This is a genomic window from Pantoea sp. CCBC3-3-1, from assembly GCF_007981265.1.
Taxonomy (GTDB): domain Bacteria; phylum Pseudomonadota; class Gammaproteobacteria; order Enterobacterales; family Enterobacteriaceae; genus Erwinia.
In genome coordinates, this window is record NZ_CP034363.1 from 777,545 (window position 1) to 793,517 (window position 15,973).

The 15,973-nt window shown below is 53.8% G+C and carries 14 protein-coding genes; 5 read left to right on the forward strand and 9 right to left on the reverse strand.

Translation table 11 applies throughout. The features are described 5' to 3' along the window. Positions 1–209 precede the first annotated feature (209 nt). The 4 genes from dapB (at position 210) to EHV07_RS03525 (ending at position 6,819) form a co-directional block, all read left to right on the forward strand. Positions 210–1,031: a 4-hydroxy-tetrahydrodipicolinate reductase gene (dapB, locus tag EHV07_RS03510; RefSeq protein WP_147195118.1), complete on the forward strand. Its 822-nt coding sequence runs from the start codon at positions 210–212 to the stop codon at positions 1,029–1,031. A gap of 464 nt (positions 1,032–1,495) precedes the next feature. After that, a complete protein-coding gene (gene carA / locus EHV07_RS03515) occupies positions 1,496–2,641 on the forward strand; it encodes a glutamine-hydrolyzing carbamoyl-phosphate synthase small subunit (protein ID WP_168199587.1) in 1,146 nt (381 codons plus the stop codon). Positions 2,642–2,655: 14 nt separating this feature from the next. Continuing rightward, positions 2,656–5,880: a carbamoyl-phosphate synthase large subunit gene (gene carB, locus EHV07_RS03520; protein WP_147195122.1), complete on the forward strand. Its 3,225-nt coding sequence runs from the start codon at positions 2,656–2,658 to the stop codon at positions 5,878–5,880. Positions 5,881–6,084: 204 nt separating this feature from the next. Continuing rightward, on the forward strand, positions 6,085–6,819 hold the full coding sequence (locus EHV07_RS03525) for a phosphatase PAP2 family protein (RefSeq protein ID WP_147195123.1): 735 nt from the start codon (positions 6,085–6,087) through the stop codon (positions 6,817–6,819). Positions 6,820–6,852: 33 nt separating this feature from the next. Here the strand turns inward: EHV07_RS03525 and EHV07_RS03530 are convergent, their stop codons facing one another. The 3 genes from EHV07_RS03530 to EHV07_RS03540 form a co-directional block, all read right to left on the reverse strand. Beyond that, positions 6,853–7,173 (reverse strand): DNA-binding transcriptional regulator, encoded by a 321-nt coding sequence (locus tag EHV07_RS03530; protein WP_147195124.1) that lies wholly within the window; start codon positions 7,171–7,173, stop codon positions 6,853–6,855. Next, the gene (locus tag EHV07_RS03535) at positions 7,170–7,508 is read right to left on the reverse strand and encodes a toxin (protein WP_147195125.1); all 339 of its coding nucleotides are present in this window, start codon (positions 7,506–7,508) and stop codon (positions 7,170–7,172) included. Before EHV07_RS03535 ends, EHV07_RS03530 begins: the two co-directional genes overlap by 4 nt. Positions 7,509–7,788: 280 nt before the next feature. Continuing rightward, the gene (locus EHV07_RS03540; protein WP_147195127.1) at positions 7,789–8,403 is read right to left on the reverse strand and encodes a LysE family translocator; all 615 of its coding nucleotides are present in this window, start codon (positions 8,401–8,403) and stop codon (positions 7,789–7,791) included. A 193-nt stretch (positions 8,404–8,596) separates the two neighbouring features. Between EHV07_RS03540 and folA the strand changes: the two genes are divergently transcribed. Then, a complete protein-coding gene (folA, locus tag EHV07_RS03545) occupies positions 8,597–9,076 on the forward strand; it encodes a type 3 dihydrofolate reductase (protein ID WP_147200514.1) in 480 nt (159 codons plus the stop codon). A 32-nt stretch (positions 9,077–9,108) separates the two neighbouring features. Here folA and apaH read toward each other — a convergent pair whose 3' ends face one another. From apaH to lptD, 6 genes are read right to left on the reverse strand one after another with little or no spacing between them, the layout of a single operon-like run. Beyond that, a complete protein-coding gene (gene apaH, locus EHV07_RS03550) occupies positions 9,109–9,939 on the reverse strand; it encodes a bis(5'-nucleosyl)-tetraphosphatase (symmetrical) ApaH (RefSeq protein WP_147195129.1) in 831 nt (276 codons plus the stop codon). A gap of 54 nt (positions 9,940–9,993) precedes the next feature. Further along, on the reverse strand, positions 9,994–10,371 hold the full coding sequence (gene apaG, locus EHV07_RS03555; RefSeq protein WP_147195131.1) for a Co2+/Mg2+ efflux protein ApaG: 378 nt from the start codon (positions 10,369–10,371) through the stop codon (positions 9,994–9,996). A 3-nt stretch (positions 10,372–10,374) separates the two neighbouring features. After that, positions 10,375–11,202: a 16S rRNA (adenine(1518)-N(6)/adenine(1519)-N(6))-dimethyltransferase RsmA gene (rsmA, locus tag EHV07_RS03560; RefSeq protein WP_147195134.1), complete on the reverse strand. Its 828-nt coding sequence runs from the start codon at positions 11,200–11,202 to the stop codon at positions 10,375–10,377. Then, entirely contained in the window at positions 11,195–12,187 is a 993-nt protein-coding gene (gene pdxA, locus EHV07_RS03565; RefSeq protein WP_147195138.1) for a 4-hydroxythreonine-4-phosphate dehydrogenase PdxA, read from the reverse strand. The genes rsmA and pdxA overlap by 8 nt, the downstream gene beginning before the upstream one ends. After that, positions 12,177–13,472 (reverse strand): peptidylprolyl isomerase SurA, encoded by a 1,296-nt coding sequence (gene surA / locus EHV07_RS03570; protein ID WP_147195142.1) that lies wholly within the window; start codon positions 13,470–13,472, stop codon positions 12,177–12,179. The genes pdxA and surA overlap by 11 nt, the downstream gene beginning before the upstream one ends. Positions 13,473–13,524: 52 nt before the next feature. Continuing rightward, on the reverse strand, positions 13,525–15,921 hold the full coding sequence (gene lptD / locus EHV07_RS03575; protein WP_147195145.1) for an LPS assembly protein LptD: 2,397 nt from the start codon (positions 15,919–15,921) through the stop codon (positions 13,525–13,527). Positions 15,922–15,973 lie beyond the last annotated feature (52 nt).

Below are 15,973 nucleotides of genomic sequence, written 5' to 3' on the forward strand. Positions count from 1 at the left end.
GGGGTGGCATTTTGCCGCCCCTTTTTTTTGAGTGTCAAAGCCCCTGACGAGTCACGCCACCCGCTTCCTGCTGGTGCCGGGATTTGTTTTACTGATAATCGATCCTGTCTGGCATAAAATTCTAATCATACCTTTTTTATTGTGGCGTGCAGGTTAGCGCGTAGTTAACCTGTTTACGCTTTGCATGCACAGACTTAAAGGGACTCACTATGAAAGATGCACAAATCCGCCTCGCTATCGTTGGCGCCACCGGACGCATGGGGCGTCAGTTAATTCAGGCAGTAAATGAGGCGGAAGGGGTATGCTTAGGCGCAGCGCTGGCACGTGAAGGCTCTTCGCTGACGGGTACCGACGCGGGCGAAATGGCGGGCATTGGCGCGTTGGGCGTAAAAATCAGCGACAACCTGTCAGCCGTGGTTGATGACTTTGACGTGCTGATTGATTTTACCCGGCCGGATGCGGCACTGGCTTATCTGGCCTTTTGCCGCCAGCATCGCAAGGCCATGGTCATTGGCACTACCGGTTTTGATGAAGCTGGTAAAGCGGCCATTAAGGCTGCCGCAGAAGAGATAGCGATCGTCTTTGCCGCTAACTTCAGCGTTGGAGTAAACCTTGTGCTGAAATTGCTGGAAAAAGCGGCGAAAGTGATGGGTGATTATGCCGATATCGAGATTGTCGAAGCGCACCATCGTCATAAAGTTGATGCGCCGTCAGGTACTGCTCTGGCCATGGGCGAGGCAATTGCTGATGCGATGGACTGGGATCTGAACGAACATGCGGTATACGCGCGTGAAGGGCATACTGGAGAGCGTAAAGCGAAAACCATTGGTTTTGCAACGGTTCGTGCTGGCGACATCGTCGGCGAACATACAGCGATGTTCGCCGATATAGGTGAACGTGTAGAGATCACGCACAAGGCTTCCAGCCGAATGACTTTTGCAAAAGGTGCCGTTCGCGCGGCATCGTGGCTGAAAGGGAAGAAATCAGGCCTTTTTGATATGAGAAGCGTGCTAAATTTAGACGAACTTTGAGTTGAGTCAGAAGGTTATTTTATATTACTAATGTAAATAACTGAAAAGGATGCCTTTTATTGCATCCTTTTTTGTTTTTGTATTTTAAATTGGTTTCGGTATTTTTTTATCTGCTGGGTGCTGTTTTAATATCTTTAGTATCATAATTTTCGTTTTCGCTAGCTGTTTTTGACCATTTGGTCCACTTTTTACCTCCTTCCTGATTTTTTCTGAGTCGATTTATTCACGCAACCGGTTTTATCGTCTACATAGTTGTGGTTTTCAGTGCTGACCAGTCTTTTTTAAGCTCAGTGAGGCATAAAAGTAAGAAAAATAGGTGCTCAGGGTAGACAATAAGATGGGCGATCATTAGAATGCGCGCAATTTGCCAAAAATCGAGCAGTCAGGCGGTTTTTGCATTGATTTAAGGGGTCATCCTGAATTAATATGCAAATAATGTGACTGTTTATTCTCTGGAGGACGTTTTGATTAAGTCAGCGCTATTGGTTCTGGAAGACGGAACCCAATTCCACGGTCGGGCCATCGGGGCTTTAGGTTCGGCAGTGGGGGAAGTTGTTTTCAACACTTCAATGACCGGTTATCAAGAAATCCTCACTGATCCTTCCTATTCCCGCCAGATCGTTACTCTTACTTATCCTCATATCGGCAATGTCGGCACCAATACCGCTGACGAAGAATCTTCTCAGGTTCATGCGCAGGGTCTGGTTATTCGCGACCTGCCGCTGATTGCCAGCAACTTCCGTAATGAAGAAGGACTGTCTGCCTACCTGGAGCGCCTGAACATTGTCGCTATTGCCGATATCGATACCCGTAAGCTAACCCGTCTGCTGCGTGAAAAAGGCGCGCAGAACGGCTGCATCATTGCAGGCGACGCGCCTGATGCGGCGCTGGCGCTGCAGAAGGCGAAAGAATTTCCCGGTCTGAAAGGGATGGACCTGGCGAAAGAAGTCACCATTAACGAGAGCTACAGCTGGAAGCAGGGCAGCTGGACGCTGAGCGGACTGCCAACGCCGAAGGACGATGCTGAGCTGCCTTACCACGTGGTGGCATACGACTACGGTGTTAAGCGCAACATCCTGCGGATGCTGGTGGATCGCGGCTGCCGACTGACTGTTGTACCGGCACAGACCTCCGCTGAAGAAGTACTGAAGCTGAATCCGGATGGCATCTTCTTGTCAAATGGTCCTGGCGACCCGGAGCCTTGCGACTACGCTATCAGCGCGATTAAGTCATTCCTGGAAACAGACGTGCCGGTATTCGGCATCTGTCTGGGACACCAGTTACTGGCTCTGGCCAGTGGTGCAAAGACGGTGAAAATGAAGTTGGGTCATCATGGCGGCAACCATCCGGTAAAAGATCATGACAACAACACCGTGATGATTACCGCGCAGAACCACGGTTTCGCGGTAGACAACAGCAACCTGCCTGCAAACCTGCGCGTAACGCATACTTCGCTGTTTGACCACACTGTGCAGGGCATCCATCGTACTGATAAGCCAGCTTTCAGCTTCCAGGGACACCCTGAAGCAAGCCCTGGCCCGCACGATGCCGCACCGCTGTTCGATCACTTTATCGAACTGATCGACGCTTACCGTTCAACCGCGAAATAATCAGGAGCGAGAAAATGCCAAAACGTACCGACATAAAAAGTATCCTGATCCTTGGCGCTGGCCCGATCGTCATCGGCCAGGCCTGCGAATTCGACTACTCTGGCGCGCAAGCCTGTAAAGCGCTGCGCGAAGAGGGCTACCGCGTTATCCTGGTTAACTCCAACCCGGCAACCATCATGACCGACCCGGAGATGGCCGATGCCACTTATATCGAGCCAATTCACTGGGAAGTAGTACGCAAAATCATTGAAAAAGAGCGTCCGGATGCCGTGCTGCCAACCATGGGCGGTCAGACCGCGCTGAACTGTGCGCTGGAGCTGGAGCGTCAGGGCGTGCTGGCCGAATTCGGCGTCACCATGATCGGTGCCACGGCGGATGCCATTGATAAAGCGGAAGACCGTCGTCGCTTTGATGTGGCGATGAAGAAAATCGGCCTCGAAACCGCGCGTTCCGGCATCGCCCATACCATGGACGAAGCGCTGAAGGTAGCGGAAGACGTTGGCTTCCCCTGCATCATTCGTCCTTCCTTCACGATGGGCGGCACCGGTGGCGGTATCGCTTACAATCGCGAAGAGTTTGAAGAGATTTGCGAGCGCGGTCTGGATCTGTCGCCAACCAACGAGCTGCTGATTGATGAATCGCTGATCGGCTGGAAAGAGTATGAAATGGAAGTGGTGCGGGATAAGAACGACAACTGCATCATCGTTTGCTCCATCGAAAACTTCGATGCGATGGGCATTCATACCGGTGACTCCATCACCGTTGCGCCTGCGCAAACCCTGACCGACAAAGAATACCAAATCATGCGTAACGCCTCAATGGCGGTACTGCGTGAAATCGGCGTGGAAACCGGAGGGTCGAACGTACAGTTCTCGGTGAACCCTGAGAACGGCCGCCTGATCATTATTGAAATGAACCCCCGCGTTTCCCGCTCTTCGGCGCTGGCGTCAAAAGCCACCGGCTTCCCGATTGCGAAAATCGCCGCCAAGCTGGCTGTGGGCTACACGCTTGACGAGTTGATGAACGATATTACCGGCGGCCTGACGCCAGCGTCGTTCGAGCCGTCTATCGACTACGTTGTCACCAAGATCCCACGCTTTAACTTCGAAAAATTTGCCGGTGCCAACGACCGTCTGACCACGCAGATGAAGTCAGTGGGCGAAGTGATGGCGATTGGCCGTACGTTGCAGGAATCGATGCAGAAAGCGCTGCGCGGTCTGGAAGTGGGCGCGCACGGTTTCGACCCTAAAGTTGACCTGAACGATCCTGAAGCGATGACCCAGATTCGCCGCGAGCTGAAAGATGCCGGTTGCGACCGTATCTGGTACATCGCTGATGCTTTCCGTGCGGGCATGTCAGTTGATGACGTCTTCGCGCTGACCAATGTTGACCGTTGGTTCCTGGTGCAGATTGAGGAGCTGGTACAGCTGGAGGCGCAGGTGGCTCATGAAGGCGTTAACGGCCTGACGGCAGAATTTCTGCGTACCCTGAAGCGTAAAGGCTTTGCCGATGCACGCCTGTCAGCGCTGGCTGGCGTCGCCGAATCTGAAGTACGTAAGCTGCGTGAACAGTACAACCTGCACCCGGTCTATAAGCGCGTGGATACCTGTGCGGCGGAATTCTCTACCGACACCGCTTACATGTATTCAACTTATGAGGAAGAGTGTGAAGCTAACCAGAACAGCGACCGTGAAAAAATCATGGTGCTGGGCGGCGGGCCAAACCGTATCGGCCAGGGCATTGAGTTTGACTACTGCTGCGTTCATGCGGCGCTGGCGCTGCGTGAAGATGGTTATGAGACCATCATGGTCAACTGTAATCCGGAAACCGTTTCTACCGATTACGATACCTCTGACCGTCTCTACTTTGAACCGGTCACGCTGGAAGACGTGCTTTCAATCGTGCGTATCGAGAAGCCAAAAGGCGTTATCGTCCAGTACGGCGGCCAGACGCCACTGAAGCTGGCGCGTGAGCTGGAAGCCGCTGGCGTGCCGGTGATCGGCACCAGCCCGGATGCGATTGACCGTGCGGAAGACCGTGAGCGTTTCCAGCAGGCGGTCGATCGCCTGGGCCTGAAACAGCCAGAAAACGCCACGGTCACCGCGCTGGAGCAGGCGGTAGAAAAAGCCGCGCATATCGGCTATCCGCTGGTGGTGCGTCCCTCTTACGTGCTGGGCGGCCGGGCGATGGAAATCGTTTACGACGAAATCGACCTGAAGCGCTACTTCCAGACGGCGGTTTCCGTTTCCAATGACGCGCCGGTACTGCTGGACCGTTTCCTGGACGACGCAGTGGAAGTGGACGTCGATGCCATTTGCGACGGCGAACGCGTGCTGATTGGCGGCATCATGGAACATATCGAGCAGGCGGGCGTTCACTCCGGTGACTCGGCTTGTTCACTGCCGGCCTATACGCTGAGCAAAGATATCCAGAATGTAATGCGTCAGCAGGTTGAGAAACTGGCCTTTGAGCTCTGCGTTCGTGGCCTGATGAACGTCCAGTTTGCGGTGAAGGATAACGAAGTTTACCTGATTGAGGTAAACCCGCGTGCCGCACGCACCGTGCCGTTCGTGTCCAAAGCGACCGGCGTGCCGCTGGCGAAGGTTGCCGCTCGCGTGATGGCAGGCAAAACGCTGGCAGAGCAGGGGGTGACGGAAGAAGTGATCCCACCGTATTACTCGGTGAAAGAAGTCGTGCTGCCGTTCAACAAGTTCCAGGGCGTTGACCCGATCCTCGGCCCGGAAATGCGTTCTACCGGTGAAGTAATGGGCGTGGGCCGCACTTTTGCAGAAGCCTTCTCCAAAGCGATGCTCGGCGCGCAAAGCAACATGAAGAAAAGCGGTCGTGCGCTGCTGTCAGTTCGCGATGGCGATAAAAAACGCATTGTGGATTTGGCGGCAAAGCTGCAAAAACTTGGCTTCGAGCTGGATGCGACTCACGGGACGGCTGTGGTGCTGGGTGAGGCGGGTATCAATCCGCGCCTGGTGAACAAGGTGCATGAAGGCCGCCCGCACATTCAGGATCGCCTGAAGAACGGGGAATATGCCTACATTGTTAACACCACGGCTGGCCGTCAGGCAATTGAAGATTCCAAGCTGATCCGCCGCAGTGCGCTGCAATATAAAGTACACTACGACACCACGCTGAACGGCGGTTTTGCGACTGCAATGTCGCTGAATGCCGATCCGACCGAGCAGGTTATTTCGGTACAGGAAATGCACGCGCAGATTAACGGCTAAAACCGCTATCTGTTATGACTAAATCCCTGCTCCGGCGGGGATTTTTTTTGCCTTTTTCTGGAATGCTCTGTGATCCGGCGCTCAATCTGTAACCTTCAGGGCAGAGGTCATGCTGACAATCCCTTACTATCTACGCGGCAATTGCTTTTATTTGCAAAGCGGAGCGTTTTGCATACCACTGGATAATGAAAAAGGGATTAAATAATGAAAAAAATCTTACTCGCCTCGCTGACGTGGGCGGTTATTGGGCCTGTTTTTGCCGCTCCTGATGTCACCACCAACCCGGACCTCTTCTTTTTGAAAGAATCCCAGTCGATCGACAGCCTTGCCTTACTGCCGCCGCCACCGGCAGGGGACAGCATCGACTTCCTCAATGACAAAGCCCAGTACGATGCGGCCAAATTGCTGCGTAATACGCCGCGCGGTAAGCAGGCGTGGCAGGATGCGCATATTTCCGGTAACGGCGTGGCGGAAGCATTTTCCGGGGCTTTCGGCCACGTGATTTCTAAAGAAAAAACGCCTGAAATCTACCGGCTGTTGATGAAAATGCGTGAGGATGCAGGCGACCTGGCGACCCGCAGCGCCAAGCAGCACTATATGCGTATCAGGCCATTTGCTTATTACAATGAGCCAACCTGTCGCGCCGATGAGGAGGCCACGCTGTCCAAAAATGGCTCATATCCTTCCGGCCATACCACGATAGGCTGGGCCACCGCGCTGGTACTAACGGAAATCAATCCGTCCCGACAGGATGCTATCCTCAAGCGTGGCTACGATCTTGGGCAGAGCAGGGTAATTTGTGGCTATCACTGGCAGAGTGACGTGACGGCCGCCCGTGTGGTGGGCGGCGCCATCGTCGCGCGTCTGCATGCCGATGAAGGATTTACCCAGCAGCTGCAAAAAGCAAAAGAAGAATTCAAACGTCTGAGCGGTTCGTAATCCTTTCCAGTGGCGGTGCGCTGCCACTGGTTTCTACAGCGACAATCCGGCAAGGGTTTGCAGCAGCTGAGGATCTTTTTCAACCATGCGGATAAGCAGAATCGCCTGCTTGTTGGGTTTAGCACGACCCTGCTCCCAGTTTTGATAGGTGGTCAGCCCGGTATGTAAGTACTGGGCAAACAGCGCCTGCGAAAGCTGTAGCGACTCCCTGATCTGCCGTAGCTCAGACGAGGGCAACACAATTTCGCGTTCAACGCTCAGCCGGTGAGTTTTCAGCGTTTTTTTGCCCGCATTCATCTCTCCCCAGGCATCCATCCCTTCAACCAGCTCATTGAACAACTGTCGTTTTTTCATGGTGTTCCTGCCATATGATAATCAAGCAACTGACGCAGCATGCTTTTCTGCGAGACGGTGAGATCGCCCATTTCTCCCTTACTGTAAAGCGTAAAAAGGAGGAACTGGGCGTTTTCCTGCCACCAGTAATAAATCACCCGCAGGCCTGTACGCTTCCCTTTTTGGCGGTCCTCATCGCCTAACCTGACTTTACGCAATCCGCCCGTGTGTTGGATAACGTCATCACACCATGGCGAAAGCATTAAGAGATTTTGCAGGCTGATAAACGCCTCATCGGAGAGATAATCCGCACGATGGCGTGCGAATGGCGGAAGTTCGACAAAGATAGCATCCACTGCTGTGTCTCCTGATTATGCATAATCTATCCCCAAATAAAGGATAGTTCAATGGTATTGCACGATTTTTCGTCAGGTAGTTTGCCGTTATTTAAGTTGAGATGCGCCACTCACTGGCTGAGACTGCGTAACGCCTCGCAAAGAGGTTTTCCTGCCTGCAAAGTTTTAGCCAGTGGGGAGGGAACTAGATATAAAAAGGAAGGGGCTGGAAAGCAGCTGAAGGATAAGCAGAGACTTACCCGTCAGCAGGAGATTTTGCTGACGGGCGCGGACGAGGCTATCAGGAAAGGGCGACTTTAATGCCCAATGCAATCAGCACGCCGCCGAGCAGTTTGTCGATCAGCTTCTGAGCTTTAGCCAGCCCGCGACGTACAGGCGCGCTCTGTATCAGGATCACCAGCGAAGGCCACCAGAGAGAGGAAAGCGTGAGGATAATGCCCGCATACCACACCTTTTCGCCGAAACCAGAGTTAACGCTCAGCACCTGAGTAAACATCGACAGAAAGAACAGCGTTGCTTTTGGGTTTAACAGATTGCAAAGATAGCCCTGCAAAAACGCCTTTTTCAGCGAGGTATTTTCCGGCGCGACATTGGTCAGATCCATCTTGCTGCCGCCGCGCGAAAGCAACGCCTGCACGCCTACGTAAATCAGGTAAGCGGCACCTGCATATTTAAGCAGCATAAACAGCCATGGCGTGGTGGTGATCACCACGGCCAGCCCGGCAACGCAGTAAGTCATGTGCGTCGCCACGGCGCAGTTAACGCCTAAAGCCGTCATCAAAGCCGCGCTGCGGCGATAGCGCGCTGCGTTTTTAACGATCAGAAAAAAGTCCGGGCCAGGGGAGAGCATGCCCAGCGTCGCAATCGTGACGATAAGTAAACTGGTTTCTAACATGATGTTCTTCGATGTCGGTTGGAAAAAAGGATTTTACGTAGCTTGCTGCGCGCATTTTAGCGCGAAGTTCCGCGAAAAGACACGCAAACGATACGCTGAAAAACCTTTACGTATTTCGCCAGGTTTAGCTATCGACGAAAGTTTCACCTTTCCGTATGATGGCGCCAATTTTACACCTTGTGAGTATTATCTGATGATAAGCCTGATTGCGGCCATGGCGGCCGACCGCGTAATTGGAATGGAAAACGCCATGCCGTGGCATCTGCCTGCCGACCTGGCGTGGTTCAAACGTAACACCCTGAGCAAGCCTGTGATCATGGGGCGTCGTACCTTTGAATCTATTGGTCGCCCTCTGCCCGGCCGACTGAATATTGTGATCAGTTCTCAGAAAGGTGAGTCAGAAGGCGTGACCTGGGTCAGTTCGATCGAGGATGCGCTGCTGGCGGCAGCCGACGCTGAAGAAATCATGGTCATTGGCGGCGGGCGTGTTTATGAGCAGCTGCTGCCACGAGCCGATCGTCTTTATCTGACGCACATTGATGCAGAAGTGGAAGGCGATACGACCTTCCCGGATTATGAGCCTGACGAATGGCAGTCCACGTTCAGCGAGTTCCATGACGCGGACGAACAGAACACTCACAGCTACTGCTTCGAAATTCTCGATCGCCGTTAAAAGCCAGGGCGGAAAATTTTCCGCCCTGTGCATTATTCCTCTACCGACCGTTCCCGGTTGGAGGGCTGAATAAACCACGCTTTATCTTCCCAGCGCAGCATGGTCAACGTACCGCCCCAGCAGCAACCGGTATCCAGTGCCAGAATGCCTTCCGGCGTGCCTTTTCCTTCCAGTGAAGCCCAGTGACCAAACACAATGGTGTAATCACGGGAAACCGGGCCGGGGATTTTAAACCAGGGCTTTAGCGGCGGCGGGGCAGAGTCTGGTGTATCTTTGCAGATCATATCCAGCTGGCCGTTAGGGAAGCAATACCGCATTCTGGTCAGCGCGTTGGTGCTGAAGCGCAAACGGGCCAGCCCGCTGAGTTCTGGCGTCCAGTTATTGGGCATATCGCCATACATAGCGTTAAGAAACAGCGGATAGGTATCGCTGGAGAGCACGGCTTCCACTTCACGAGCACAGCTTTGCGCCGTTTCGATATCCCACTGCGGGGTGATCCCGGCATGGGCCATCACCAACTTTTTCTCTTCATCAACCTGCAACAGCGGCTGACGACGAAGCCAGTTAATCAGCTCATCCGCGTCTTCGGCTTCCAACAGCGGCGTAATTCGGTCTTTAGGTTTGTTACGGCTAATCCCGGCGAAAACGGCCAGCAGATGCAAATCATGATTGCCTAATACCACCTTAACCGCATCACCGAGAGAGCGAACGAAGCGTAAAACTTCCAGCGAGCCGGGACCCCGCGCTACTAAATCGCCGGTTAACCACAGGGTGTCCTGAGCGGGGTCGAAAGCAACCTGCGCCAGCAAAGATTGCAGTTCATCGTAGCAACCATGAATATCGCCGATTAGATAAGTGCTCATAAACCTGTCCAGCCATATGCGGTGCGGCGGCAGGGCTTTGCACCGCAATCAGAATTAATGGATTTGAGTGGGGATTGCCAGGCGGAACACCGGGATCTCTACACGGAAGGCTTCGCCCTCGCTGTCGATCATCTCATAGTGTCCCTGCATGGTGCCCATCGGCGTTTCGAGAACGGCACCGCTGGTGTACTGAAACTCGTTTCCGGGCTGAATAAGCGGCTGTTCGCCCACCACGCCTTCACCCTGAACTTCAGTTTCGCGGCCGTTGCCGTTGGTAATGAGCCAGTAACGGCCAAGCAGCTGAGCAGCGGTACGCCCCAAATTGCGGATTGTAATGGTGTAAGCAAAAACGTAGCGCTCCTCTTCAGGATCCGACTGCGACGCAATATAAACGCTCTGCACATTAATACTAACCCGGGGCGTATCGGTCATTGCTTAGTTCTCCTGCTGCTGAACCTGAGGATGCTCGCTCAGCCAGTTAGCCAGCTGGCAGTACTGCGCCACTGAGATATTTTCCGCACGCAGCGTTGGATCGATATTCATCTGCTGCAAAACTTCAAGCGTGAAGAGATGACCAAGGCTGTTACGTAGCGTTTTACGGCGCTTACCGAAAGCTTCGGTGGTGATTCGGCTGAGTAAGCGAATATCTTTAACCGGATGCGGGATCGTCGAATGAGGGATCAAACGCACCACGGCGGAATCCACTTTTGGTGCCGGGGTGAAGGATTCCGGCGGGACTTCCAGCACCGGGATCACCTGGCAGTAATACTGTGCCATCACCGTCAGCCGACCATACGCCTTGCTGCCAGGCCCGGCAACCAGGCGATTGACCACCTCTTTTTGCAACATAAAGTGCATATCGCGAATCGCATCAGTATAGCTGAAAAGGTGGAACATCAACGGGGTAGAGATGTTGTAGGGCAGGTTGCCGAAGACGCGCAGAGACTGGCCTTTTTCACGGGCGTACTCGGCGAAATTAAAGGTCATGGCATCCTGCTGGAAGATCGTCAGCTTAGGCCCAAGGAAAGGATGGGTCTGCAGACGAGCCGCCAGGTCGCGGTCAAGTTCGATGACCGTCATGGCATCCAGACGTTCGCCAACCGGTTCGGTTAACGCGCCGAGGCCTGGGCCGATCTCGACAACCGCCTCGCCTGCCTGTGGATGGATAGCGGAGACGATGCTGTCGATAATGTACTGGTCGTTCAGGAAGTTCTGTCCGAAACGTTTGCGGGCGAAATGGCCCTGATGGACGCGATTATTCATTACTGCTCTTAATCATGGTAATGGCGAGGTTAAGCGCCGTAATAAAGCTGCCCGCATCCGCGTCACCCTGGCCTGCCAGCTCTAAGGCTGTGCCATGATCGACGGAGGTACGGATAAAGGGCAGGCCAAGGGTGATATTCACCGCACGACCAAATCCCTGATATTTTAGCACCGGCAGGCCCTGGTCGTGATACATCGCCAGGACTGCATCGGCATGCTGTAAATATTTGGGCTGAAACAGCGTATCTGCCGGCAGCGGGCCGGTCAGCTGCATCCCCTGGCGTCGGAGTTCATCCAGCGCAGGGATAATGACATCGATCTCTTCACGTCCCATGTGTCCGCCTTCACCTGCATGCGGATTCAGGCCACAGACAAAAATATGCGGCTGGGCCAGACCAAATTTGCTTTGCAGATCGGCGTGAAGAATATTGATCACTTCGTGCAGGCTGTCGCGAGTGATGGCGGCAGAGACATCTTTAAGCGGCAGATGCGTGGTCGCCAGCGCGACTCTCAGCTCTTCCGTTGCCAGCATCATCACCACGCGTGAGCACATTGCCCGCTCCGCGAAGAACTCAGTATGCCCGCTGAAAAAGATGCCCGCATCATTAATTACGCCTTTATGCACCGGACCGGTAATCAGCGCGGCAAATTCACCATTAAGGCAACCGTCACAGGCACGCGCCAGCGTTTCCAGCACGTAATGACTGTTGGCCACGCAGAGTTCGCCAGCCTTAACCGGCTGTGGCGTAATCACCGGCAATACCGTCAGCGTTCCCGCAGCCTGTGGCTGTGCGGCTACGCCCGGCTGGTATTCTCGTAGCGTCAAGGGTAAACCCAGCTTTGCCGCACGCTGGCGCAGCAAAGCTGGATCGGCACAGACGACCAGTTCAACTGGCCAGTCGCGCTGGGCCAGTTGCAGGGTGACATCAGGACCAATCCCGGCGGGTTCGCCGGGAGTGATCGCCACGCGCAGGTTACTGAGCATTGGCATCCAGAATTTTCACGTAGGCTGAAGCACGTTGTTCCTGCATCCAGGTCTGTGCTTCTTCAGCAAATTTACGGTTGAACAGCAGACGGTAAGCGCGTTCTTTCTGCGCGGCATCCGTTTTATCAACCTGACGGGTATCCATCAGCTGAATCAAATGCCAGCCGAAAGAAGAGTGAACCGGCGTGCTCAATTGCCCCTTCTTCAATTTCAACAGCGCGTCGCGGAAAGCGGGATCGAAGACTTCCGGAGAGCTCCAGCCCAGATCGCCGCCCTGATTGGCTGAACCAGGATCCTGTGAAAGCTGTTTAGCTGCCTGAGCAAAGCTGGTTTTACCGCTGTTGATATCCGCCGCAACCTGTTCCAGCTTCTGGCGCGCCTGGGCGTCAGTCATCACTGGTGAAGGCTTCAGCAGAATATGGCGGGCATGCACTTCAGTCACCGAAATGCTCTGGTTATCGCCACGAACATCATTCACTTTCAGGATGTGGAAGCCGACGCCGGAACGGATTGGGCCAATGATATCGCCTTTTTTCGCCGTCACCAGCGACTGTGCGAACAGTGAAGGCAGTTCCTGAATCCGGCCCCAGCCCATGTTGCCGCCTTTCAGCGCCTGAGGATCGGCGGAGTAGGTGATTGCCAGCTTACCGAAATCGGCACCGCCTTTGGCCTCGCCTGCCAGCTGTTTCGCCAGGGTTTCCTGATCGTCAACCTGCTGCTGGGTTGGATTTTCCGGCAGCGGGAGCAGGATGTGGCTGAGGTTCAGCTCAGTCGAAGCGGTGTTTTGAGAAGAAACCTGTTTCGCCAGCGAATCCACTTCCTGCGGAAGAATGGTCACACGACGACGGACTTCGTTATTGCGCACTTCGGCAATGGTCATCTCTTTGCGGATCTGCTCGCGATAAGTTGCGTAGTTCATGCCGTCGTAAGCCAGGCGGCTACGCAGCTGATCCACGCTCATTTTGTTTTGCGCAGCAATGTTGGCAATCGCCTGATCCAGCTGTGCATCTGAAATCTGGATGCCCGCCTGTTTTGCCATTTGCAGCAGAATGTTATCCATCACCAGACGTTCAATGATCTGATGGCGTAACGTTCTGTCATCCGGCAGCTGCTGACCAGCCTGATGAGCCTGACCTTTTACCGACTGCATCATGCCGTCGACGTCACTTTCTAACACCACGCCGTTATTCACGACGGCGGCGACTTTATCAACAACTTGCGGTGCTGCAAACGCGGTGCTGGCTGTCAGCGCTGCACCGAGGATCAGCATTCTCCAGTTCTTCATACTTTTTCCATTCTTCTATCCGCACTGCGGGTTTGCATACTAAATCACAACATCAGAAAGAGCGCTGATAAGGCAGAATGCCCTGACGCAGCATCTGGCCGGTGCCCAGGTTGTAAGTTGGGCTCAGGCCGCGTAGCTCAATGTTGAACGAGATTTTGTTATCGTACTTACTGCTGTCGTTTTCCCAGCTGGATATTTTACGCTCGTACCCCAGGCGAATGGCATAACAGCAGGAGCTGTACTGCACGCCGAGTAACTGATCGGCCGGCTGCTTCGCTTTCGTATCGTAATACCAGGCACCCACAACTGACCAGGCATCAGCAATCGGCCAGCTTGCCGTTGTACCCACCTGTGAGATCCCCTGCTGATAGCCAGGGTTAGTGATCTGGCTTAGCGTCTGCTGAATATATTCCGGGCTGGTATAGCGGTAGTTCAACTGCACCATCCGGTCTGCATCACGACGGTATTCCAGTATGGCATTACCTTGTGAAACGTCATTGAGGCTGGTGTCATACTGCACACCGCCACGCGCTCCCCAACGGTCGCTAATCTTCCAGTAGGTATCACCTGCCCATACCAGACTGCCACGATCGTCACTGTCTGCGTTCTCCAGTCCGGTACGAGACGGGGTAAACGAGTAGATTTGACCAATGGAAGCGTTAAAACGTTCAACCAGATCGTTATCAAATATTCGGGTAGTGACGCCGGTGGTCACCTGATTGGCAGAAGCAATGCGATCCAGGCCGCTATAAGTGCGGTCACGGAACAGGCCGGTGTAATCACTTTGCAGCAGCGTGGAGTCATAAGCCCGGATAGTGCTCTGGTCACGATAAGGAATGTAGAGGTACTGCATACGCGGTTCCAGCGTTTGCGTGTAGCCCTCTGCCCAATTCATGTCGCGATCGAATACCATCTTGCCGTCAACTTTGAACTGCGGCATTACGCGGTTCACGCTGCTTTTCAGCTGGTTGACCTTGGTGGTATCAACGTTTTCGTTCCAGTATTCGATGTCATCCTGCTGGTAATGCGTCGCCAGCAGTTTCGCTTCGGTATTCAGGCTGCCCCAACCGTTAGAAAGCGGCAGGTTGATCGTGGGCTCCAGGTGCAGACGCGTCGCATCCGGGTATTCTTCATTAACGTTGGTAAACTTCACCGCCTGTGCATACAGATGGGTGTCGAATGGACCCACGTCGTTCTGATAATAGTTAAAGTCAAACTGCGGTTCGGCGCGATAAACGTCGTTATTGGTTTGGGTGGAGAAAATCTGGAACTGCTTAGTCGACAGCGTGGCATCCCAGTTTTTCTCAGCGTAGCCCACGCTAAATTTCTGCGTCACATAACCGTCGGTTGAGTTAGCGTACGGCGAATCCAGGTCGGTGAAGTAGTAAACATCACTGACTTTGGTGTAGTCGGCGTTAAAGCGCCAGTTCTGATCGTAGACGCCCGAATGCCGCCAGAAGAACAACCAGCGATTGGAATCTTTGTCGTCGGAAAGATTACGAGCCGCCGCATCTTTGTTGTACTGATCGTCGGTTGGCAGGTAGTCGAATTCCATCAGGCCCACACCGGCTTTGGTCAGGTAGCGGAATTCATTCTGCCACTGCATGCCACGCTTGCTCATATAGTGTGGCGTAATGGTGGCGTCGGCCTGCGGCGCGATGTTCCAGTAGTAGGGCAGAATAAATTCAAAGCCGTTGGAACTGCCATATTTAGCGTTAGGGATCAGGAAACCGGAACGGCGTTTGTCGCCGATAGGCAACTGCAAATAGGGGCTGTAAAGCACCGGAACCGCGCCAATTTTAAAGCGGGCATTCCAGATTTCAGCAACCTGTTCTTCGCGATCCTGAATCACTTCTGTACCCGCCACGCTCCAGCTATTGTCGCCAGGAAGACAGGAAGTGAAGGTACCATTTTCCAAAATGGTATAGCGATTTTGCCCGCGCAGCTTCATCTGATCGCCGCTACCACGTCCCTGACGGCCAACCATTTGGTAGGTGCCATTCCAGACGTTGGTGTCTTTGGTGTTCAGATTGGACCAGGCTTTCGGACCTTTCAGGATGACCTGATTGTCGTCATAGTGCACATTACCTAACGCGTCGACGGTGCGTACCGGCGTCGGCTGGCCCTGCTGCGGCTTCTGGTGCAGCTGCACTTCGTCAGACAGCATGCGGCTGTTGCCCTGCTGAATATCGACGTTGCCGCTAAACACCGCATCATCCGGGTAGTTGCCTTTAGCCTGATCCGCATTAATCGTTACCGGCAGGTTATTGGTGTCTTTGCCCTGAACCAGAGGACGGTTATAGCTTGGTACGCCCAGCATACATTGCGATGCGAGGTCGTCGGCCAGACCTTGCTGGCTGTAAAGCGCTGAACCGATAAGCGTGGCCAGCAAAGTAGGTAGTCGTTTTTTCATACGCGGTATCGAAAATTCCGTGATAGCAGGCATCATGCCGACAAACGGTCAGAGACTAACGTACTCAACTGCGTTGCGCTAGTGTTAT

What these genes read in the sequence shown, in the direction of transcription:
- dapB (WP_147195118.1), top strand. Translation starts at nt 210, where the DNA reads ATGAAAGATGCACAAATCCGCCTCGCTATCGTTGGCGCCACCGGACGC.
- carB (WP_147195122.1), top strand. Translation starts at nt 2,656, where the DNA reads ATGCCAAAACGTACCGACATAAAAAGTATCCTGATCCTTGGCGCTGGC.
- EHV07_RS03525 (WP_147195123.1), top strand. Translation starts at nt 6,085, where the DNA reads ATGAAAAAAATCTTACTCGCCTCGCTGACGTGGGCGGTTATTGGGCCT.
- EHV07_RS03530 (WP_147195124.1), bottom strand. Translation starts at nt 7,173, where the DNA reads ATGAAAAAACGACAGTTGTTCAATGAGCTGGTTGAAGGGATGGATGCC.
- EHV07_RS03540 (WP_147195127.1), bottom strand. Translation starts at nt 8,403, where the DNA reads ATGTTAGAAACCAGTTTACTTATCGTCACGATTGCGACGCTGGGCATG.
- folA (WP_147200514.1), top strand. Translation starts at nt 8,597, where the DNA reads ATGATAAGCCTGATTGCGGCCATGGCGGCCGACCGCGTAATTGGAATG.
- apaH (WP_147195129.1), bottom strand. Translation starts at nt 9,939, where the DNA reads ATGAGCACTTATCTAATCGGCGATATTCATGGTTGCTACGATGAACTG.
- apaG (WP_147195131.1), bottom strand. Translation starts at nt 10,371, where the DNA reads ATGACCGATACGCCCCGGGTTAGTATTAATGTGCAGAGCGTTTATATT.
- rsmA (WP_147195134.1), bottom strand. Translation starts at nt 11,202, where the DNA reads ATGAATAATCGCGTCCATCAGGGCCATTTCGCCCGCAAACGTTTCGGA.
- pdxA (WP_147195138.1), bottom strand. Translation starts at nt 12,187, where the DNA reads ATGCTCAGTAACCTGCGCGTGGCGATCACTCCCGGCGAACCCGCCGGG.
- surA (WP_147195142.1), bottom strand. Translation starts at nt 13,472, where the DNA reads ATGAAGAACTGGAGAATGCTGATCCTCGGTGCAGCGCTGACAGCCAGC.
- lptD (WP_147195145.1), bottom strand. Translation starts at nt 15,921, where the DNA reads ATGATGCCTGCTATCACGGAATTTTCGATACCGCGTATGAAAAAACGA.